Raw genomic sequence first — 19,298 nt, forward strand, 5'->3', positions numbered from 1 at the left:
GGCGTCAGCCGACCGTGACGACCGGCGGGCCGGCCTGCGCGTCGTTCTCCGGCGTCATGGTCTCCGCGATGCGCAGCGCCTCCTCGATGAGGGTCTCGACGATGAGCGACTCGGGGACCGTCTTGACGACCTCGCCCTTGACGAAGATCTGCCCCTTGCCGTTGCCCGACGCGACGCCGAGGTCCGCCTCGCGCGCCTCGCCCGGGCCGTTGACGACGCAGCCCATGACGGCGACGCGCAGGGGCACCTCCATGCCCTCGAGCCCGGCCGTGACCTTCTCCGCGAGCGTGTACACGTCCACCTGGGCGCGGCCGCACGACGGGCAGGAGACGATCTCGAGCTTGCGGGGGCGCAGGTTGAGCGCCTGGAGGATCTGGTTGCCGACCTTGACCTCCTCGACCGGGGGCGCGGACAGCGAGACGCGGATCGTGTCGCCGATGCCCTTGCTCAGCAGCGCGCCGAACGCGGTCGCCGACTTGATCGTGCCCTGGAACGCGGGGCCGGCCTCGGTCACGCCGAGGTGCAGCGGCCAGTCGCCCGCCTCGGCGAGCAGCTCGTACGCGCGCACCATGACGACCGGGTCGTTGTGCTTCACGGAGATCTTGAAGTCGTGAAAGCCGTGCTCCTCGAACAGCGACGCCTCCCACACGGCCGACTCGACCAGCGCCTCGGGCGTCGCCTTGCCGTACTTCGCGAGCAGGCGGGGGTCGAGGGAGCCGGCGTTCACGCCGATGCGCAGGGACACGCCCGCGTCGGACGCCGCCTTCGCGATCTCCTTGACCTGGTCGTCGAACTTGCGGATGTTGCCCGGGTTCACGCGCACCGCGGCGCACCCCGCGTCGATCGCGGCGAACACGTACTTGGGCTGGAAGTGGATGTCCGCGATCACCGGGATCTGCGACTTCTTCGCGATCGCCGGCAGCGCGAGCGCGTCGTCCGCGCTCGGCACCGCGACGCGCACGATGTCGCAGCCCGACGCCGTGAGCTCCGCGATCTGCTGGAGGGTGGCGTTGATGTCCGTCGTCGGCGTCGTCGTCATGGACTGGACGCTGATCGGCGCGTCGCCGCCGACGTCCACCTTGCCGACCTTGATCTTGCGGCTCTTGCGGCGCGGCGCGAGGACCGGCGGCGGCGCGGCAGGCATTCCGAGACTGATGGGTACGCTCACGCCCCTAGTATCCCCCGGCGAGCGTCGAACGGGGCACCGCCGGGTGTCCGGGACGTCACCTTTCCGCGCGGTCCCGCACATCTTCGCGGCACCTCCACGCACGCCTCCCGGTGGAGCAGAGGCCTCGGGCGACGCGCCGGGCTACGTGAGGCGGACGGGGTCGATGATGTCGGCGAGGATCAGCAGGACGCCGACGCCGACGAGGACCACGAACATCACGTACGCGACCGGCATCATGCGCGCCAGGTCGGCCGGTCCCGGGCGCGGGCGACCGCGGACGCGCGCGACGGTGCGCTTGGCTCCCTCGTAGAGCGCGTTGACCACGTGCCCGCCGTCGAGCGGCAGGAGCGGGATGAGGTTGAAGACGAACAGCGCGACGTTCAGCGCGGCGAGCAGCAGGAGCATGGTCACCACGCGGTCGAGCACCGGGCTCTCCGCGCCCGCGACGTCCACCGCGACCCGGCCGACCCCGACGACGCTCATCACGGAGTCCTGCCCGCGGGGCGCGTCGGTGAACGCGGCCTGGGCGGCCTCGTAGACCTTGACCGGCAGGGTGACGATGATGCCCGCCGTGCCGCTCACCTGCTGCCACGTCGCCTCCGCGGCCACGCCGATCCCGGCGGGCGTGCGCTCGACGGTCGGCGCGAACCCGACGAACCCGGCGGGCTTCGTGACGGGCTCGCCGTCGTCGTCGACGACGGGCGTCCCGTCCTCGGCCACGACCTGGCGCTCGACCTCGACCGGCGTGATGGTGAGGTCGACCTGCTCGCCGTCGCGCTCGACGACGACCGGCGTGGCCTGGCCGGCGGCGCCGCGGATCATGCCGGAGAGCTGGTCCCACGAGGTGACGTCCTCGCCGTCGAACGCCACGATCGTGTCGCCCGGCCGGAGCCCCGCGGCGGCGGCCGGCGAGGGGTCGGCGTCGGAGGCGCACTCCTGCTCCTCGTCCGTCACGGCGGACGGGACGCACGCGTTCACCGAGCCGACCGTGGTGGTGACCGCGGGCAGGCCGATGCCGACGCACACGATCGCCATGAGGACGAACGCGATGAGGAGGTTCATGAAGGGGCCGCCGAGCATGACGACGACCTTCTTGGGCGCGGAGAGGTTGTAGAACGCGCGGTGCTCCTCGCCCGGCCGGATCTCCTCCGTGCTGGCGTCCCGCGCGTCGGCCACGACCTGGGCGAAGAACCCGCTGCCGCGGGGGCGGGCGCCCGCGGGTGCGGGCGGGTACATGCCCACGAGGCGCACGTAGCCGCCGAGCGGGATCGCCTTGAGGCCGTACTCGGTCTCGCCTTTCGTGCGCGACCACAGGGTCGGGCCGAAGCCGACCATGTACTGGCTCACGCGGACGCCGAACTTCTTCGCGGGCACCATGTGCCCGACCTCGTGCAGCGCGATCGAGACGACGATCCCGACCACGATCACCAGGATGCCGATCAGCGTGGCCATCGTTCCCTCTACTCCCTCTCGACGTCCAGGGCGGTCGTCCCGCCCCGACGGTTGCTCGTCACCGGCGGTCCAGCAGCTCGTGGGCTCGCGCGCGCGCCCAGGTCTCCGCCTCCGCCACGTGCTCCAACGTCAGCGCGTCCGCGGGGGTTCCGTCGTGCGCCGCGAGCACGCGCTCGACCGTCGCCACGATGTCACCGAAACCTGCGCGTCCGCTGAGGAACGCCGCGACGGCCTCCTCGTTCGCCGCGTTGTACACCGCCGGGTGCGTGGCGCTCGCCGCCACGGCCGCACGCGCGAGGTTCACCGCGGGGAACGCCGCGTCGTCGAGCGGCTCGAACGTCCACGACGTCGCGGCGGACCAGTCGCACGGCGGCGTCACGGGGTCGAGCCGGTCGGGCCACGACAGCCCGAGCGCGATGGGCAGGCGCATGTCCGGCGGCGACGCCTGCGCGATCGTCGAGCCGTCGACGAACTCGACCATGGAGTGCACGACGGACTGCGGGTGCACGACGACCGTGATGTCGTCGGCCGGGACGTCGAAGAGCAGGTGCGCCTCGATGAGCTCGAGGCCCTTGTTCATGAGGCTCGCGGAGTTCACGGTGACGACCGGACCCATGGCCCAGGTGGGGTGCGCGAGCGCCTGGTCGACGGTCGCGGCCTTGACCGCGTCGGCCTCCCAGCCGCGGAACGGGCCGCCCGAGGCGGTGAGGATCAGCCGGCGCACCTCCGGTCGCGTCCCCGACCGCAGGCACTGGGCGATGGCCGAGTGCTCGGAGTCCACCGGGACGATCTGGTCCGGGCGCTGCTGGGCCGCGCGGACGAGCGCTCCCCCGGCGACGAGCGACTCCTTGTTCGCGAGGGCGAGCGTCGACCCGGCGCGCAGCGCGGCGAGCGTCGGGCCGAGGCCCACCGACCCCGTGACCCCGTTGAGGACGGCGTCGCTCCCCCGCGCCGCGAGCTCGGCCGCGGCATCGGGTCCGGCGAGCACCTCGGGGACCTCCTCGCGACCGGCGCAGGCCGCCGACAGCGCCTCGGCCAGGGCCGCCGCACGGGTCGCGTCCGCCACGCCGACCGCGCGCACGCCCAGGTCGGCGGCCTGGCGCGCCAGCAGGTCCACGTCACCCCCGCCCGCCGAGAGCGCCTCGACCCGGAACCGGTCGGGGTGGGACCGGACGACGTCGATCGCCTGCGTGCCGATCGACCCGGTCGAGCCGAGGATCGTCACGGTGCGCGGGGTGGGTGCAGGTCCGTCGGGCATGGTTCCCATCCTTCCAGGCCGCGGGCGGTGCGTGGCACCGCACCGGGTCGTCGTCCGGTCAGCGCGGTGCCGTCCACTCGAGCGTGTACCGGAAGAACAGCCGACGGCGCACGCGCGCTCCCGGCAGCAGCGCCCGGGCCGCGCGGGCGACCTCGTCCACGGTGTGCCGCGGGTCCCGGACGGGCATGCCCGGGGCGTCGGGGCCAGAGTCCTCGGGCCGGGCGCGGCGGGGGTGCTTCACGAGGCCCACGAGCGGGTTGAGCAGCGCGGACGCGACGTCGACGGCGAGGTCCCGGGGCGTGGCGACCCGGGCGAGCCCCACGACCAGCAGACGGCCGCCCGGTGCGAGGAGGCCCCGCGCGTGCCGGAGCGCCTCGTCGAGCTCGAGGTGGTGCAGCACCGCGACCATCGTCACCGCGTCGTACCCGCGGTGCCACAGGGAACCGGCCCCCGGCCCGGGCGTCCCGCCCGGCGAGCGGACGTCGTCGGGCGAGCGGACGTCGTCGGGCGAGCGGACGTCGTCGAACCGGAGCCGGCACACCGTCACGGCGGGGTCCGCAGCGTGCCGTGCCCGGGCCTGGGCGACCATGCCCGCGTCGGCGTCGATCCCGTGCACCTCGGCGACCCGGGCCCGCAGCCGGCCCAGGAGCACGCCGGCGCCGCAGCCGACGTCCAGCACGACGCGGGCGTCGTGCGGCACGCGCCGCACGACCCAGCCGTGGAAGTGCTCGTTGTGGTTCCAGGGGTGGCGGGCGTTGAACGCCGCGAGCGACGCGACCGCGCGGCGCAGCGGACGGATCGACGTCGCCCGGGGATCGAGGCTCACGCGGTGGGGCGTCGTCACTCGACGCCGAGCAGCACCTCGATGGCGCGCGCGAAGAACGCGTCGACCGGACCCTCCGCGTAGCCGTCGCGCCCGCGCGCCCGGCCGAACGTCGCGGACCGGATCTCGGCCGCCGTGATCGGGACCTGGCGGTCGAAGTAGGCGACGAGCCGGTCGCACAGGTCGTCGACGTCGTCGATGTCGTAGGCCGGCTTGCCGCGCTCCGCGAGCGCGAACTTCTCGCCGTCGGGGCGACCGAGGCGCCCGTAGAGCGTCCGCGCGCGCTCGGCGAGCGCGTTCATCCACGCCTGCTGCCCGTGCGCCGCGACGTACTCGGCCCGCTGGCGCGCGATGAACGCGCCCTCGAGCCGGTCGAGGGCGGCGTCGACCTCGTGCGTGTCGTAGCCGCCACGGACCAGGTCGAAGACCGACGCCTGGATCTCGGTGCTCGTGAGCCGCTCCGACACCCGGCCCTCGTAGACGTCACGAGCGTGCTCGAAGAAGTCGTCGACCTCCTCGGGGTCGTACCCGTTCCGGGTCTTCGACACCGTGGTGAACAGCGAACTCACTCGTCCTCCTCTGCAGCGAGCTGCCCGCAGGCGCCGTCGATGTCGCTGCCGCGGGTGTCACGGATCGTCGTCGGGATCCCGTGACCGCGCAATCGTGCCACGAACTCCGCCTCGACGGCAGGGTCGCTGGCCGTCCAGATCGATCCGGGCGTCGGGTTGAGCGGGATCGGGTTGACGTGGACCCAGCCGCGGCCGCGCGCGTTGAGCTTCTCGCCCAGGAGATCGGCACGCCACGCGTGGTCGTTCATGTCCTTGATGAGCGCGTACTCGATGCTCACGCGGCGGCCCGTGACCTCGAAGTAGTGCCGGGCCGCGTCGAGCGTCTCGTCGACGCTCCACCGGGTGTTGATCGGCACGAGCTCGCTGCGCAGGTCGTCGTCCGGGGCGTGCAGCGACAGCGCGAGGGTCACCGGGATCCCCTCGTCGGCGAGCTTGCGCATCGCGGGCACGAGCCCGACCGTCGACACCGTGATGTTGCGGGCGGACATCCCGAGCCCGTCGGGCGCGGGGGCGACCAGACGGCGCACCGTGCCCATGACGGCCTTGTAGTTCGCGAGCGGCTCGCCCATGCCCATGAACACGAGGTTGTTGAGGCGCGCCGGGCCGCCCGGGATCTCGCCGTCCGCGAGCGACCGGGCCGCGGAGCGCACCTGCTCGACGATCTCCGCGACCGAGAGGTTGCGCGTCAGGCCGAGCTGCCCCGTCGCGCAGAACGGGCACGCCATGCCGCAGCCCGCCTGGCTCGACACGCACAGGGTCGAGCGCTGCGGGTAGCGCATGAGGACCGACTCGACCTTCGCGCCGTCGAAGAGGTGCCACAGCGTCTTCACGGTCGTGCCGCCGTCGGCCTCCATGCGCCGCGCCGCCGTGAGCAGCGGCGGGAAGAGCGCCTCGGCGAGCACGTCCCGGGTCGCCTTCGGCAGGTCCGTCATCGCCTCGGGGTCGCGCGTGAGGTGCGCGTAGTAGTGCGTCGCGAGCTGCTTGGCGCGGAACGGCTTCTCGCCGAGCTCGACGACGACGTCCCGCACCTCCTCGGGCGCGAGGTCGGCGAAGTGGCGCGGCGGCTTGCCGCGGCGCGGGGCCGACATGACGAGCGGCAGCGGCTTCGACTCCGCGGACGGGCGGACGGAACGGACGGTCATGAGGAGGTCCAAGCGTGGGGGGCGGTGCGGACGGGTGCGCCGCGCCGTGAGCCGGGCCGTCAGGCGGCCAGGGCGAGCAGCACGTACACGAACGGGGCGGTGAGGAGCATGGAGTCGAGCCGGTCGAGGATGCCTCCGTGGCCGGGCAGGAGCGACCCCATGTCCTTCAATTCTAGGTCCCGCTTGATCATGGACTCGGCGAGGTCGCCGATCGTCGCCGTGAGCGGCGCCAGGACGCCCAGCGCGACGCCGAGCAGCGGGCTCGCGCCGAGCCCCACCACCGCGCCGACGACCCCGACGGCGGTCGCCAGCACGAACGACCCGGCGAGCCCCTCCCACGACTTCTTGGGGCTGACGGACGGGGCGAGCGGGTGCCGTCCGAACAGGACGCCCGCGACGTACCCGCCGACGTCGTTCGCCACCGCCAGCAGGATGAAGAGCAGGACCCGCACGCGCCCGTCCGGTGCGGCGAGCATGAGCATGACGAAGCCCGCCATGAACGGCAGGTACGCCGCCGCGAAGGTCGCTGCGGCGGCGTCGCGCACGGCGGCCGTGCCCGACCCGTCGATCACGCGCCAGACCACCGCCCCCGCCACGGTGAGCATGAAGGAGACCAGCAGCGCCTCGGGCCCCGAGTAGTACGAGGAGACGAGGATGCCGACCGTGCCCACGAGGAGCGGGAGCAGCGGGAGGTGCAGGTCGCGGCGCCGGAACGCCTGGGCGAGCTCCCACAGGGCCGCGCCCACCGCAACGGTCGCGAGCAGCACGAAGAGCTCGGGCCGGAAGGCGAGGCTGACCGCGACGAGCGCGAGCAGGCCGAGGCCCACCGCGATCGCCACGGGGAGGTTGCGGCCCGCCTTGGGTGCGCGCGCCGTGGTCGTGCCTTCGCCTGCGGACGTCGAGGAGGTGTCGGTCATCGGTGCGTGGAGGAGCTCGCCGGACGAGGTGCTCAGACCTCGAGCAGCTCGCTCTCCTTGCCCGCGAGCAGCGCGTCGACCTGGTCGACGTGCGCCTTCGTGAGGACCTCGAGCTCCTTCTCGGCGCGCGCGACCTCGTCCTCGCCCGCCTCGCCGTCGCGCGCGATGCGGTCCAGCTCCTCCTTCGCCCGACGGCGGACGTTGCGGATCGCGACGCGCGAGTCCTCCGCCTTCGACTTCGCGAGCTTCACGAAGTCACGACGGCGCTCCTCCGTGAGGGCGGGCAGCACGACCCGGACGACGTTGCCGTCGTTCGAGGGGTTCACCCCGAGGTCGGAGTCGCGCAGCGCCTTCTCGACCGCGGTCATCGAGCTCTTGTCGAACGGCGAGACGAGGATCGTGCGCGCCTCGGTCACCGTGAACGACGCGAGCTGCTGCAGCGGGGTCGGGGCGCCGTAGTAGTCGACCGTGATCTTGTTGAACATCGCGGCGTTCGCACGGCCCGTGCGGATCGCGGCGAAGTCCTCCTTGGCCACCTCGACGGCCTTGTCCATCTTCTCCTCGGCCTCGAGGAGGGTCTCGTCGATCACCAGTGCTCCTTCGTCGTTCGTCGTGGGTCGGTCCGTGCGGTCGTGGCCGGGGTCACCGGCCTGGTCGCACCGGTGTCAGTCGGTCGTGACCAGTGTGCCAATATTCTCGCCGACCAGGGCGCGCGTGACGTTCCCCGGCTCGCTCATGCCGAACACCCGCATGCGCACGTCGTTGTCCCGGCACAGGCTCAGCGCCGTCGCGTCCATGACCCCGAGGTCGTTGACGAGCGCGTCGGTGTACGTCAGGTGGTCGAGCTTGGTGGCCGAGGGGTCCGTGCGCGGGTCCGCCGTGTAGACGCCGTCCACGCCGTTCTTGCCCATGAGGACCTCCTGGCAATGCGTCTCGAGGGCGCGCTGCACGGAGACCGTGTCGGTCGAGAAGTACGGCATCCCGGCGCCGGCGCCGAAGATGACGACGCGGCCCTTCTCGAGGTGCCGGATCGCGCGCAGCGGGATGTACGGCTCGGCGACCTGGCCCATCGCGATGGCGGTCTGCACGCGCGTCTTCACCCCCGCCTGCTCGAGGAAGTCCTGGAGCGCGAGGCAGTTCATGACCGTGCCCAGCATGCCCATGTAGTCGGCACGCGCGCGGTCGAGCCCGCGCTGGGAGAGCTCCGCCCCGCGGAAGAAGTTGCCGCCACCGACCACGATGGCGACCTGGACGCCCTGCTCGACCGCGGCCGCGATCTCCTGGGCGACGCGCTGGACGACGTCGGGCGCGAGGCCGATCTGCCCGCCGCCGAACGTCTCGCCCGACAGCTTGAGGAGCACCCGCCGGTGCTCGGTCCCCGTCCGGGGCTCGGTCTGCTCGCCTGCCGTCACTGTCGACACCTGTCCTTCGTCCTGGCCCGGTGGGGCGGGGTGGTCCTGCTCCGCCGTCGTCCACCTGATGGTGCGGCACGTCGGCGGTCGTCGCGCGCCCGGGCCGGGCCCGGGTGCGCGGTCGGCCCGGACCCGCCGTCCACGAGACGACGGGGCCGGGCCGACGGGGGCGTCAGGCGCCGACGCGGTAGCGCACGAACTCCGTGATGGTGCCGCCGGCCTCGGAGACGACCTGGCCGACCGTCTTCTTCGGGTCCTTCGCGAGCGGCTGGTCGACGAGGACGACGTCCTTGAAGAAGCCGTTGAGGCGACCCTCGACGATCTTCGGCAGCGCGGCCTCGGGCTTGCCCTCGTTGCGCGAGGTCTCCTCGGCGATGCGGCGCTCGTTCTCGACCGTCTCGGCCGGGACCTCGTCGCGCGAGAGGTACGTCGGGGACATCGCGGCGACGTGCTGCGCGACGTCCTTCGCGACGGCCTCGCCCGCGGCGTCCGTGGCGACGACGACGCCGATCGACGGCGGCAGGTCGCGCGCGGTGCGGTGCAGGTACGCGGTGACGCGCTCGCCCGCGACGCGGGTCACGCGGCGCAGGACGATCTTCTCGCCGAGCGTCGCGGCCTGGTTGTCGATGACCTGCTGGACGGTCTCGCCGTCCGCGTCCGCGGCGAGCGCCGCGTCCGCGTCGCGCGCGCCGGCCTCGGCCGCGGCCTTGAGCACGCGGTCCGCGAGGGAGATGAACGTGTCGTTCTTCGCGACGAAGTCCGTCTCGGAGTTGAGCTCGATGAGCGTCGCGACCTGGCCACCCTCGGTGTCGCGGATGTCGACGGCGACGAGGCCCTCGGAGGTCGAGCGGCCCTCGCGCTTGGCGACGCCCTTCAGACCCTTCACACGGATGATCTCGAGCGCCTTGTCCGCGTCGCCGCCCGCCTCGTCGAGAGCCTTCTTGACGTCGAGCATGCCGGCGCCGGTGCGCTCGCGCAGGGCCTTGATGTCAGCGGCGGTGTAGTTCGCCATGGTGGTTCCTCACTCGTGGTTCGTCACGGGTACTTCGTCACAAGCGACGTGCTGGCGGCACCGCGTGGGTGCCCGGTACGCCGGTGGTACGGCACGGGGTGCGCGACGGTCGCCCGTCGCGCACCCCGGGACGTCACTTGGTCTCGTCGGCCTCGGCGTCGGCGACCACGGCCTCGGCGTCCGCGACGACGGCAGCCTCGGCGGCGGCCTCCTCGACGACCTCGGCGGTGGCGTCACCCGGCTCCTCGGCGGCGACCTCGGCGGCAGCCTCGGCCACGCCCTCGGCCGCGGCGGCCTCGACGTTCGCCTCGGCGGCCTTCTCGTCCGCCTCGAGCTGCTGCTCGGCGCCGGCGAGGAGCTCGCGCTCCCACTCGGCCAGCGGCTCGGCGGAGGCGCCCGCCTCGGCCTCGGCGCCCGAACGGCCCGAGTGACGCTGGAGCAGACCCTCGGCGACGGCGTCCGCGATGACCCGCGTGAGCAGCGTCACGGAGCGGATCGCGTCGTCGTTGCCCGGGATCTTGTAGTCCACGACGTCGGGGTCGCAGTTCGTGTCGAGGATCGCGACGATCGGGATGTGGAGCTTGCGCGCCTCGTCGACCGCGAGGTGCTCCTTGTTCGTGTCGACGATCCACACGGCGGAGGGGACCTTCGCCATGTCGCGGATGCCGCCGAGCGTGCGGGCGAGCTTGTCCTTCTCGCGACGCAGGACGAGGAGCTCCTTCTTCGTGAGCGCCGAGCCGGCGACGTCGTCGAAGTCGATCTCCTCGAGCTCCTTGAGTCGCTGGAGACGCTTGTGCACCGTGGTGAAGTTGGTGAGCATGCCGCCGAGCCAGCGGTGGTTCACGTAGGGCATCCCGACGCGCGCGGCCTGCTCGGCCACGGGCTCCTGGGCCTGCTTCTTGGTGCCGACGAAGAGGATGGAGCCGCCGTGCGCGACGGTCTCCTTGACGAACTCGTACGCGCGGTCGATGTACGACAGCGACTGCTGGAGGTCGACGATGTAGATGCCGTTGCGCTCGGTGAAGATGAAGCGCTTCATCTTCGGGTTCCAACGGCGGGTCTGGTGCCCGAAGTGGACACCGCTCTCGAGGAGCTGGCGCATGGTCACGACGGCCATGACACGTCCTTTCGCCGTGCGGCCCGGGATCCACCCGGTGCGCGCACGCTTCTGGCGGCCCCTCCCGTGGGACGGGCCGCGGTGCGGTTGTCGGTGACGACCCTGGTGGTCGCACCCCTGGCGCCACCCGTGCCGACGCCTGCGACGCACCGTGGACGGTGCGAGCAGGACCGACGCCGGACGCGGCCCCACCCCGACCCGGACGGACCGGGAGACGAGGGCGAGGACGTGACGCGCGAAGTCGACCGGCTCCGTCCTCGGCCGAGGTGGTCCCTCGGGCCGGGCACGGCGAACGCGCCGGTCGCAGCGGCAAGTCTACCCGACGGCAGGGCCGACCACAGCCGCCGTCGCGCGCCGTCGTGCGGGCCGCTCGTCCACAGCCGAGCCCGCCGCGTCCGCGCCCGTCGACGTGACTCCGGCACCCTGACCCCGTGACCCTCGACCGCGCTCGTCTCCCGTCCGCTCACCCGCCCGCCCGCCGTGCGGTCCGTCTCGCCGACGGGCCGTCCGGCCGCACGACCGACCACCTGCCCGAGCATCCGGCCGTCGGGCCGTCCGGCGGCACGACCACGCGTCGTGCCCGGGTCCGCGGCGCCGCCCTCGTGCTCGGCGCGCTCGTGGTCCTCGCCGCACCCGTGGCAGGAGCGGCGTCGGCTCCCGGGCCCGGGCAGGGAGCCGCATCGAGCGGGTGGGTTCCCCCGCTCGACCGGGACGTCGCCGACCTGGGCGTGCTCGCGCCGTTCGACCCGCCCGAGCACGACTGGCTCCCGGGGCACCGCGGCGTCGACCTCGCGGCCGCCCCTGCGGAGACCGTCCGCTCCCCCGCCCCCGGCGTGGTGTCGTTCACCGGGCCCGTCGCGGGGCGCGACGTGGTCGTCGTCCTGCACGACGACGGGCTGCGCACCTCCCTCGAGCCCGTGACGGCGTCGGTCGGGCGCGGCGAGCGCGTGACGTCCGGGTCCGTGCTCGGCACGGTGCAGGCCGCGGAGAGCGCCGCGGGAAGCCACTGCGCCGCCACGTGCGTGCACTGGGGCGTGCGACGCGGCGAGCGCTACCTCGACCCGCTGGCTCTCCTCGGCGACCGGCCGCCGATCGTGCTGCTTCCCCTCGGGGAGGGCTGACCGCGCGGGCCGCGGCGGGTCACGGCGGACCACGGCGGACCACGGCGGACCACGGCCAGCGTCAGGCGCGCGGGAACGCCTGCTCGAACGAGGTGCGCAGCCGCTCCGCGGTCACGTGCGTGTAGCGCTGCGTCGTCGCGAGCGAGGAGTGCCCGAGGATCTCCTGCACGCTGCGCAGGTCCGAGCCCCCGGCGAGGAGGTGCGTCGCGGCGCTGTGCCGCAGGTTGTGAGGGGCGACGTCGTCGACGCCCGCCGCCGCGGCGAGGCGGTGCACCGCCTCGCGGACCTGCCGCTGCCCCCAGCGTCCCCCGCGGTCGCCCAGCAGGAGCGCGGGGCCCGAGCGCGCGGTGACGAGGGCGGGCCGGCCCACGTCGAGCCAGCGGGTCACCGCCCGCGCCGCCGGCACGCCGAACGGCACGACGCGCTCCTTGTCGCCCTTCCCGAGCACGCGCACCACGCGCTGCGCGAGGTCCACGTCGTCGACGTCGACCCCCGCGAGCTCGCCGACTCGGATCCCTGCCCCGTAGAGGAGCTCGACGGCGGCCCACTCGCGCAACCGGGCCGGCTCACCCTCGACGGCGGCCTCGCGCGCGTCGTCGAGCAGGCGCGCCGCCGCGTCGACCGCGAGGACGGTCGGCAGGGTGCGGGGCACGCGCGGGCTCGCGAGCCGCGCCGCCGGGTCGGAGTCGACGCGCCCCGTGCGCCGCGCCCAGTCGAAGAACGCGCGCGCCGCCGCGCCGCGTCGGGCGAGGGTCGCCCGGGCCAGCCCGCGCTCCGACTGCGTCGTGAGCCACGCACGCAGCGCGGTGAGGTCGACGTCGCGCGGGGCCGACGCGCCGTGGCGGACGGCGTGCCGCAGCAGCGACTCGACGTCGCCGGTGTAGGCGCGGACCGTGTGCGCCGACGTCCCCTGCGCCACCTCGAGGTGCACCGCGAAGTCCGCGAGCGCCGCACGCATCGCCTCGGGCAGCGCGACGGCGGGTTCGGCGACGCGCTCGTCCGCGGGGTGCTCCTCGGAGGTGTCTGCTCGTGTCACGCCCCCAGTCTCGCGCGCGACGAGCCCTGGCTCGGGGAGGCGCTCCGCTCTGCTCGCCGCTCAGGGCCCACGCACGCTCAGCGCGCCTCGCACGTCCCATGACTCATGGCTCACGCCGGCTCGGCACACCTCGCACGGCTCGTGACTCAGGGCTCACGCACGCGCCGCCAACCGCCGGGCACGCGCTCGGCGAGCCCCCGGGCCTCGAGCCTCCCCAGCGCACCGACCACGTCCGCCACGGCAAGACCTGCGGCCCGGGCCATCGCCTCGGTCGAGGCTCCCGCACGCAGCGGGAGCGCGTCCCACGTGCGCGTCTCGACGGGGTCCAGGTCGTCGTACGGGGCGTCGTGGGGTGCGCGCCACGAGGTCGCGGCGGGAGCGGCGGGTGCCGCGTCCCGCGCGAGGTCGCCCGCGAGCTCGACGACCTCGTCCGCGTCGGTGACGCACACCGCCACGCCGTCGCGCAGCAGCCGGTGGCACCCGGTCGACGCCATCGACGTCACGGGGCCCGGCACGGCACCGACCGGCCGCGAGAGCTCCGCGGCGCGCGACGCCGTGCTCAGCGAGCCCGAGCGCCAGGCCGCCTCGACGACGACCGTCGCCCGCGCGAACGCCGCGATGAGCCGGTTGCGCAGCAGGAACCGCACCCGGCTCGGGACGGACCCGGGCGGGACCTCCGAGACGACCGAGCCGCCCGACTCGACGACCGAGCGGAGCAGCTCGACGTTCCCGGCCGGGTAGAACCGGTCCACGCCCCCCGCGAGGAACGCGACCGTCGGTCCGCCCGAGAGGATCGCGGCCCGGTGCGCCGCCGCGTCGATCCCGTACGCGCCCCCGGACACGACGGTGAACCCTCGCGCCGCGAGGCCCGCCGCGATCTCGCCCGTCACGTGGCGGCCGTAGTCGGTGCAGGCGCGGGCGCCGACCACCGCGACCGAGCGCGCCGCGAGGTCCTGCACCGCTGCGCTCCCCCGCACCCACAGTGCGAGCGGGCGCACGGGCCCGAGGTCGTCGAGGCCGGACGGCCACCGGTCGTCGCCCGGCACGACGAGCGTGCCGCCGAGGCGCTCGAGCACACGCAGCTCGCGGCGCGGGTCCAGCCCGTCGAGGCGGGGAGCCCAGCGCCCGACGGCCCGCAGGAGCCGCGCCACAGACCGGGCGCGCGGGTCGTGGTCCGCCACGCGTGCGTCGGTCGACCGTCCCACCGCGTCGTGCTCAGCCGCGCGCCGGCCGGTCGACCGTGCCGCCGGGTCGGGCGCGTCCTCGCGGGCGCCGGGAGCGGGACCGACCACGGGGACGCCCGTCGGTCCTTCCCGTGCCGGAGCGGCACCGCCCGGCGCGCCGTCGTCGGCGAGCCGGACCAGCGCGCGGCGCGCGCCGGCCGGGTCACGGGCCGCCTCGTGGAGCCACTCGAGCGCCGGACCGGCGCCGAGCTGGTCGACGAGCGCGACCGCGACCTGGTCCCCCGGTTCCGCGACGCGCGACCACGCCGCGCGCGCGAGGCGTTCGTCGAGGACGTCGAACACGGGACGCCCGTCCCCGGACCCGCGTTCAGGCACGGTAGCCCCGCGTGCGCAGCGCGAGCCCGGTCCCGACGTCCGCCCTCGTGGGCGCGGCGCGCCCGGCGAGGTCGGCGACGGTCCAGGCGAGGCGCAGGACGCGGTCCGCGCCGCGCAGGCTGAGCGTGCCGCGGTCGAGCGCGCGGTCCACGTCGGCCAGGAGGCCCGCGTCGGGGCCGAGCTGCTCGCGCAGCCACGTGCCGGGCACCTCGCCGTTCGTGCGCCACGGCGTGCCGGCGAGCCGGGACGCGGCCGCCTCCCGGGCCGCGGCGACCCTGGCCGCGACGACCGCGCTCGGCTCGGGGGCGGCGGCTCGCGCGCGCTCGACCCGCGTCACCGGCCGGACCTCGACCTGCACGTCCACGCGGTCGAGGAGCGGGCCGGAGAGCCGACCGAAGTACCGTCGCTGCGCCACCGACGAGCACGTGCACTCGAGCCCCTTGCCGACGCCCTGGCCGCACGGGCACGGGTTGGCGGCGAGCACGAGCTGGAAGCGGGCGGGGTAGCGCGCCGTCCCGCCCGCCCGGTGGATGACGAGCTCGCCGTGCTCGAGCGGCTGGCGCAGCGTCTGGAGCACGCGCGCGCCGAACTCGGGCGCCTCGTCGAGGAAGAGCACCCCCCGGTGCGCCCGCGACGCGGCCCCGGGTCGGGGCAGGCCGCTGCCCCCGCCGACGATGGCGGCGGGCGTCGCGGTGTGGTGCGGGTCCTCGTAGGGCGGGCGGTGGACCAGCCCCGCGCCCGGGTCGAACACCCCGGCCACCGAGTGGACGGCGGTGACCTCGACCGCCTCGCTCTCCGTGAGGTCCGGCAGGATCCCGGGAAGCCGTGACGCGAGCATCGTCTTGCCCGCGCCCGGCGCCCCGACGAGGAGCAGGTGGTGGCCGCCCGCGGCCGCCACCTCGAGCGCGTGCCGCGCCTCGTCCTGGCCGACGACCTCCGAGAGATCCCCCGGACGGGCCACCGGCACGACGGGGCGCGGGACCACGACCGGCACGGCCGACTCGTCCGCGCCCTCGAGCGACGCGCCGTGGAGCCGCGCGACGTCCGCGAGGCTCGCCGCCCCGACCACCCGGGCCCCGGGCACGAGGCGCGCCTCCGCCACGTCGGCCGCCGGCACCACGACGTCCGGGAACCCGGCCGCGACCGCGGCCGCCACGGCGGGCAGGACGCCGCGCACGGGCTGGAGCCGGCCGTCGAGGCCCAGCTCGCCGAGGTGCACGACGCCGTCCGCCGCGCCCGCGGGCAGCACCTGGGCACCGGCGAGCAGCGCGACGGCGATCGCGACGTCGAAGCCCGTCCCGGACTTCGGCAGCGCCGCCGGCGACAGGTTGATCGTGACCTTGCGCTGGGGCCAGGCGATGCCCGACGACGTCACGGCCGCGCGCACGCGGTCGCGCGACTCGCTCAGCGCGGTGTCCGGCAGCCCGACGAGGACGAAGCCGGGGACGGACGCCGCGAGGTGGGCCTGCACCTCGACGACGTGGCCGGAGAGCCCGACGAGCGCGACCGCGCGCGTGGTCCCGAGCCCCATCAGGCGCTCACCCCGACGAGGTGCTCGACCCGTGCCGCGCCGGCGCGCGCCACGAGGACCGCGACGACGTCGATCCGGACCGACCGGGCGCGGACGTCGTGCGTCGCGAGCCACTCCCCCGTGAGCCGGCGCAGACGGCCGAGCTTCGCGGGCGTGACGGCCTGCGCCGGGTGCCCGAACCCCGTGCCGCGCCGGGTCTTGACCTCGACGGCCACGAGCACGTCGCCGTCGAGCGCGACGACGTCGAGCTCGCCGCGCGTCCCGCGCCAGTTGCGGTCGAGGAGCGTCCAGCCCGCCTCGACCAGGTGGGCCGCGGCCACCTTCTCCCCGTACCGCCCGACGGCGTCGTTCGCTCCCATGGGCTCACCTCCGCGGCCCACCGTGGGGCACGGCGCGGGAGCGGCGCCAGGGGCGCCGGGCGGCCTGTGGGACCGCCGTCAGCCAGTGGTCCTGTGCACGGCCACAAACGGCGTCAGAGCTGGAGCTCGGCCTTCGCGAGCTCCTCGACGTTGACGTCCTTGAACGTCACGACGCGCACGGACTTCACGAACCGCGCGGAGCGGTACACGTCCCAGACCCACGCGTCGGCGAGCCGCAGCTCGAAGTAGACCTCACCGGCGGCGGAACGCACCTGCAGGTCGACCTGGTTCGCCAGGTAGAAGCGGCGTTCGGTCTCCACCACGTACGAGAACAGGCCCACCACGTCGCGGTACTCGCGGTACAGCGCGAGCTCCATCTCGGTCTCGTAGTTCTCCAGGTCTTCGGCGCTCACGGCTCCATCATGGACCATCGGCGGCCACCGGACCGGACGGAGGGCACCGGTCAGCTCGTCGGCAGACCGGCCTCGGGGTCGAGCTCGAGCACGTCGACCGGGTCGCCGTACGCCGGGACGCCGATGCCCTCGTCACCGCGCTCGGGCAGGCGCCAGGACCGCCGGTGCTGCGGCGTCGGGCCGTGCTCGCGCAGGGCCTCGACGTGCGCCGCCGCCCCGTAGCCCTTGTTCTGGTCCCACCCGAAGGCGGGGTACTGGCGCGCCAGGCTCGTCATGAGGCCGTCGCGCTCGGTCTTCGCGAGCACGCTCGCGGCGGCGACCGACGCGCACTGCAGGTCCGCCTTGACGAGCGTGCGCACGCGCGGGTCGACGAGCCGGACGTCGTCGTGCGGGTCGAGGTCGAACGCCTCGAAGAGGTCCACCGCCGAGGGGCGGCTCAGCCAGTCGTGCTTGCCGTCGAGCAGGACCGCATCGACGTCGCCGACCGTCCGGCGCACCTGGGCGAGCGCACGGCGGCCCGCGAGCCGCAGCGCGCCCACGATCCCGTGCGCGTCGATCTCGGCCGGACCCGCGTGGCCCACCGCCCACGCGACGCACCACGACCGCGCGAGGGGCACGAGCGCCTCGCGCGCCGCCGCGGTGAGGAGCTTCGAGTCCGTGAGCCCGGGCGGGCACGGCTTCGTCGCGAGGTCGACGACCACGACCCCGACCGACACCGGCCCGGCGAGCGCGCCGCGACCGACCTCGTCCATCCCGGCGACGAGCCGCGCGCCGTCGCGCAGCATGGCGCGCTCCTGGCGCAGGTCCGGCCGACGACGCGCGGGTGCCCGGCGCGCCGGTGCCCGCGCGGGCTCCGGACGCGCGACGGCGTCGAGCGTCACGGCTCCACCTCGGGGACGTCGGCGAACACGTCGCCGGGGTTACGCAGCAGACCGACGTGCGACAGCGGCCACACCTTGACGAACGCCGTCCCCACGACGTTGCTCATCGGCACGAACCCGCCTCCAGGCTTGCCCGTGTTGTAGCGCGAGTCCAGGGAGTTCTGCCGGTTGTCGCCCATGACGAACAGCATGTCGGCGGGGACCGTGCGGTCGAACGCGTCCTGGCTGGGGATCGACCCCGGCTTGATGTACGTCTCGTCGATCGGCACGTCGTTGACGCTCACGCGGCCCTCGGCGTCGCAGCACACGACGTGGTCGCCCGGCACGCCGATGACGCGTTTGATGAGGTGCTCCCCCGTGTCCTGCGGCAGGAGGCCGACAAACGTCAGCGCCGCACGGACGGCCTCGGACACCGCGCTCTGGTCCTGAGGCTCCTGCGGCGGCAGCCAGCCGCCCGGGTCCTTGAACACGACGACGTCGCCCCGGTGCACGTCGAACGCGCCGGGCACGAGGCGGGACACCATCACGCGGTCGCCCTCGACGAGCGTGTCCTCCATCGAGGCGCTCGGGATGAAGAACGCCTGGACGAGGAACGTCTTGATGAGCAGGGACAGCACCAGCGCGCTGACCACGATGATCGCGGTCTCGCGCAGCAGCGACGACCTGCGCGGGCGCTCGCGCGGGGCGACCTCGTCCCCTTCGGCCGCGAGGTGCTGGCCGTGCGGGGGGCGCCCGTCGTCCTCGGGGCCGAGCGCCGCGCGCTCGGTGCCGGCGTCGGGGTGCGGGCCGCGGGGCGGGGCGCTGTCGGTCACGCGTTCACAATGCCACCTCGGGGGGCGATCCGGGAAACGGAACCGGCCCGCGGACAGCGCCCCCCGGGTACGCCGACGGCGGCCGTCCCGGGAGGGACGGCCGCCGTCGGAACGAGCGGAGCGGCGGTGTCGCCGACAGCCGATCAGCGGTTGGGCGCGGTCTCGCGCTTCTCCTTGATCTTCGCCTTCTTGCCGCGCAGCGCGCGCAGGTAGTACAGCTTGGCGCGACGCACGTCACCGCGCGTCACGACCTCGACGGACTCGATGGACGGCGAGTGCACGGGGAACGTGCGCTCGACACCCACGCCGAAGCTGATCTTGCGGACCGTGAACGTCTCGCGGACGCCGCTGCCCTGACGGGCGATGACGACACCCTGGAACGCCTGGACGCGGGAGCGGGTGCCCTCGACGACCTTGACGTTGACCTTGAGCGTGTCACCGGGGCGGAACTCCGGGACGTCGCTGCGCAGCGATGCTGCGTCGACGCTGTCCAGCGTGTGCATGGTGCTTCTCCTCGCCCGCCACAGGTCGGACGCGTGCTCGTGGCCCGGGCAGACCGGGCCGTCGTCGTATCGGTGGGGTGTGCCGTGCTGCGCGTGGACGGTCGTCGACCTCGCGGTCGTCGGGTCCGTCGTGCCAGTCCGCCCGAGGATCGGGCGCGGGCTCCCCTGTGGCAGAGGTCCGGGGCGGCACACACCGATCGACCATTCTGCCAC

At 74.5% G+C, this 19,298-nt stretch carries 20 protein-coding genes; 1 reads left to right on the forward strand and 19 read right to left on the reverse strand.

What is annotated here, in order from left to right:
• Positions 1-4 precede the first annotated feature (4 nt).
• The 11 genes from ispG to rpsB form a co-directional block, all read right to left on the reverse strand.
• Entirely contained in the window at positions 5-1,144 is a 1,140-nt protein-coding gene (gene ispG / locus B8281_RS14955) for a flavodoxin-dependent (E)-4-hydroxy-3-methylbut-2-enyl-diphosphate synthase (RefSeq protein ID WP_021482273.1), read from the reverse strand.
• Positions 1,145-1,309: 165 nt separating this feature from the next.
• Positions 1,310-2,620, reverse strand: a complete 1,311-nt coding sequence (locus B8281_RS14960) for an RIP metalloprotease (protein ID WP_085388120.1) — start codon at positions 2,618-2,620, stop codon at positions 1,310-1,312.
• A 58-nt stretch (positions 2,621-2,678) separates the two neighbouring features.
• Positions 2,679-3,878: a 1-deoxy-D-xylulose-5-phosphate reductoisomerase gene (gene dxr, locus B8281_RS14965; RefSeq protein ID WP_085388121.1), complete on the reverse strand. Its 1,200-nt coding sequence runs from the start codon at positions 3,876-3,878 to the stop codon at positions 2,679-2,681.
• 58 nt (positions 3,879-3,936) lie between these two features.
• Positions 3,937-4,704 (reverse strand): bifunctional 2-polyprenyl-6-hydroxyphenol methylase/3-demethylubiquinol 3-O-methyltransferase UbiG, encoded by a 768-nt coding sequence (locus tag B8281_RS14970; RefSeq protein ID WP_198163075.1) that lies wholly within the window; start codon positions 4,702-4,704, stop codon positions 3,937-3,939.
• A 14-nt stretch (positions 4,705-4,718) separates the two neighbouring features.
• Positions 4,719-5,270, reverse strand: coding sequence for a DivIVA domain-containing protein (locus tag B8281_RS14975; protein ID WP_021482018.1), 552 nt, complete (start codon positions 5,268-5,270; stop codon positions 4,719-4,721).
• On the reverse strand, positions 5,267-6,358 hold the full coding sequence (rlmN, locus tag B8281_RS14980) for a 23S rRNA (adenine(2503)-C(2))-methyltransferase RlmN (RefSeq protein WP_218004301.1): 1,092 nt from the start codon (positions 6,356-6,358) through the stop codon (positions 5,267-5,269). The genes B8281_RS14975 and rlmN overlap by 4 nt, the downstream gene beginning before the upstream one ends.
• A gap of 113 nt (positions 6,359-6,471) precedes the next feature.
• On the reverse strand, positions 6,472-7,329 hold the full coding sequence (locus B8281_RS14985; RefSeq protein WP_085388122.1) for a phosphatidate cytidylyltransferase: 858 nt from the start codon (positions 7,327-7,329) through the stop codon (positions 6,472-6,474).
• Between the two features lie 32 nt (positions 7,330-7,361).
• A complete protein-coding gene (frr, locus tag B8281_RS14990) occupies positions 7,362-7,919 on the reverse strand; it encodes a ribosome recycling factor (RefSeq protein ID WP_021482015.1) in 558 nt (185 codons plus the stop codon).
• A 75-nt stretch (positions 7,920-7,994) separates the two neighbouring features.
• Positions 7,995-8,750 (reverse strand): UMP kinase, encoded by a 756-nt coding sequence (gene pyrH, locus B8281_RS14995; protein WP_031315725.1) that lies wholly within the window; start codon positions 8,748-8,750, stop codon positions 7,995-7,997.
• Between the two features lie 163 nt (positions 8,751-8,913).
• Positions 8,914-9,753 carry a translation elongation factor Ts gene (gene tsf / locus B8281_RS15000; protein ID WP_034652463.1) on the reverse strand — a complete coding sequence of 280 codons (840 nt, stop codon included), beginning with the start codon at positions 9,751-9,753 and terminating at the stop codon, positions 8,914-8,916.
• Positions 9,754-9,886: 133 nt separating this feature from the next.
• A complete protein-coding gene (gene rpsB / locus B8281_RS15005) occupies positions 9,887-10,870 on the reverse strand; it encodes a 30S ribosomal protein S2 (protein ID WP_034652460.1) in 984 nt (327 codons plus the stop codon).
• A gap of 431 nt (positions 10,871-11,301) precedes the next feature.
• Here rpsB and B8281_RS15010 point away from each other — a divergent pair, with 431 nt between their 5' ends.
• Positions 11,302-11,991 (forward strand): murein hydrolase activator EnvC, encoded by a 690-nt coding sequence (locus B8281_RS15010; RefSeq protein ID WP_232322584.1) that lies wholly within the window; start codon positions 11,302-11,304, stop codon positions 11,989-11,991.
• A 61-nt stretch (positions 11,992-12,052) separates the two neighbouring features.
• Here the strand turns inward: B8281_RS15010 and B8281_RS15015 are convergent, their stop codons facing one another.
• From B8281_RS15015 to rplS, 8 genes are all read right to left on the reverse strand, one after another.
• Complete coding sequence (locus tag B8281_RS15015; RefSeq protein WP_085388801.1) at positions 12,053-12,949, reverse strand: tyrosine recombinase XerC; 897 nt, start codon at positions 12,947-12,949, stop codon at positions 12,053-12,055.
• A gap of 224 nt (positions 12,950-13,173) precedes the next feature.
• Complete coding sequence (dprA, locus tag B8281_RS15020; RefSeq protein WP_085388123.1) at positions 13,174-14,553, reverse strand: DNA-processing protein DprA; 1,380 nt, start codon at positions 14,551-14,553, stop codon at positions 13,174-13,176.
• A gap of 25 nt (positions 14,554-14,578) precedes the next feature.
• Positions 14,579-16,117 (reverse strand): YifB family Mg chelatase-like AAA ATPase, encoded by a 1,539-nt coding sequence (locus tag B8281_RS15025; protein WP_043653248.1) that lies wholly within the window; start codon positions 16,115-16,117, stop codon positions 14,579-14,581.
• Entirely contained in the window at positions 16,117-16,476 is a 360-nt protein-coding gene (locus B8281_RS15030) for a YraN family protein (protein WP_021483325.1), read from the reverse strand. The genes B8281_RS15025 and B8281_RS15030 overlap by 1 nt, the downstream gene beginning before the upstream one ends.
• A 113-nt stretch (positions 16,477-16,589) precedes the next feature.
• Positions 16,590-16,889, reverse strand: coding sequence for a DUF2469 domain-containing protein (locus B8281_RS15035; protein WP_024840525.1), 300 nt, complete (start codon positions 16,887-16,889; stop codon positions 16,590-16,592).
• A gap of 50 nt (positions 16,890-16,939) precedes the next feature.
• A complete protein-coding gene (locus B8281_RS15040) occupies positions 16,940-17,770 on the reverse strand; it encodes a ribonuclease HII (protein WP_369824901.1) in 831 nt (276 codons plus the stop codon).
• Positions 17,767-18,582, reverse strand: a complete 816-nt coding sequence (lepB, locus tag B8281_RS15045) for a signal peptidase I (protein ID WP_170982093.1) — start codon at positions 18,580-18,582, stop codon at positions 17,767-17,769. Before lepB ends, B8281_RS15040 begins: the two co-directional genes overlap by 4 nt.
• A 143-nt stretch (positions 18,583-18,725) precedes the next feature.
• A complete protein-coding gene (rplS, locus tag B8281_RS15050) occupies positions 18,726-19,085 on the reverse strand; it encodes a 50S ribosomal protein L19 (protein ID WP_021483307.1) in 360 nt (119 codons plus the stop codon).
• Between the last annotated feature and the right edge of the window lie 213 nt (positions 19,086-19,298).

The organism is Cellulosimicrobium sp. TH-20 (assembly GCF_002105775.1).
Taxonomy (GTDB): Bacteria; Actinomycetota; Actinomycetes; order Actinomycetales; family Cellulomonadaceae; genus Cellulosimicrobium; species Cellulosimicrobium funkei.

What these genes read in the sequence shown, in the direction of transcription:
- ispG (WP_021482273.1), bottom strand. Translation starts at nt 1,144, where the DNA reads ATGCCTGCCGCGCCGCCGCCGGTCCTCGCGCCGCGCCGCAAGAGCCGC.
- B8281_RS14960 (WP_085388120.1), bottom strand. Translation starts at nt 2,620, where the DNA reads ATGGCCACGCTGATCGGCATCCTGGTGATCGTGGTCGGGATCGTCGTC.
- dxr (WP_085388121.1), bottom strand. Translation starts at nt 3,878, where the DNA reads ATGCCCGACGGACCTGCACCCACCCCGCGCACCGTGACGATCCTCGGC.
- rlmN (WP_218004301.1), bottom strand. Translation starts at nt 6,358, where the DNA reads ATGTCGGCCCCGCGCCGCGGCAAGCCGCCGCGCCACTTCGCCGACCTC.
- B8281_RS14985 (WP_085388122.1), bottom strand. Translation starts at nt 7,329, where the DNA reads ATGACCGACACCTCCTCGACGTCCGCAGGCGAAGGCACGACCACGGCG.
- tsf (WP_034652463.1), bottom strand. Translation starts at nt 9,753, where the DNA reads ATGGCGAACTACACCGCCGCTGACATCAAGGCCCTGCGCGAGCGCACC.
- rpsB (WP_034652460.1), bottom strand. Translation starts at nt 10,870, where the DNA reads ATGGCCGTCGTGACCATGCGCCAGCTCCTCGAGAGCGGTGTCCACTTC.
- B8281_RS15015 (WP_085388801.1), bottom strand. Translation starts at nt 12,949, where the DNA reads ATGCGTGCGGCGCTCGCGGACTTCGCGGTGCACCTCGAGGTGGCGCAG.
- B8281_RS15025 (WP_043653248.1), bottom strand. Translation starts at nt 16,117, where the DNA reads ATGGGGCTCGGGACCACGCGCGCGGTCGCGCTCGTCGGGCTCTCCGGC.
- B8281_RS15030 (WP_021483325.1), bottom strand. Translation starts at nt 16,476, where the DNA reads ATGGGAGCGAACGACGCCGTCGGGCGGTACGGGGAGAAGGTGGCCGCG.
- rplS (WP_021483307.1), bottom strand. Translation starts at nt 19,085, where the DNA reads ATGCACACGCTGGACAGCGTCGACGCAGCATCGCTGCGCAGCGACGTC.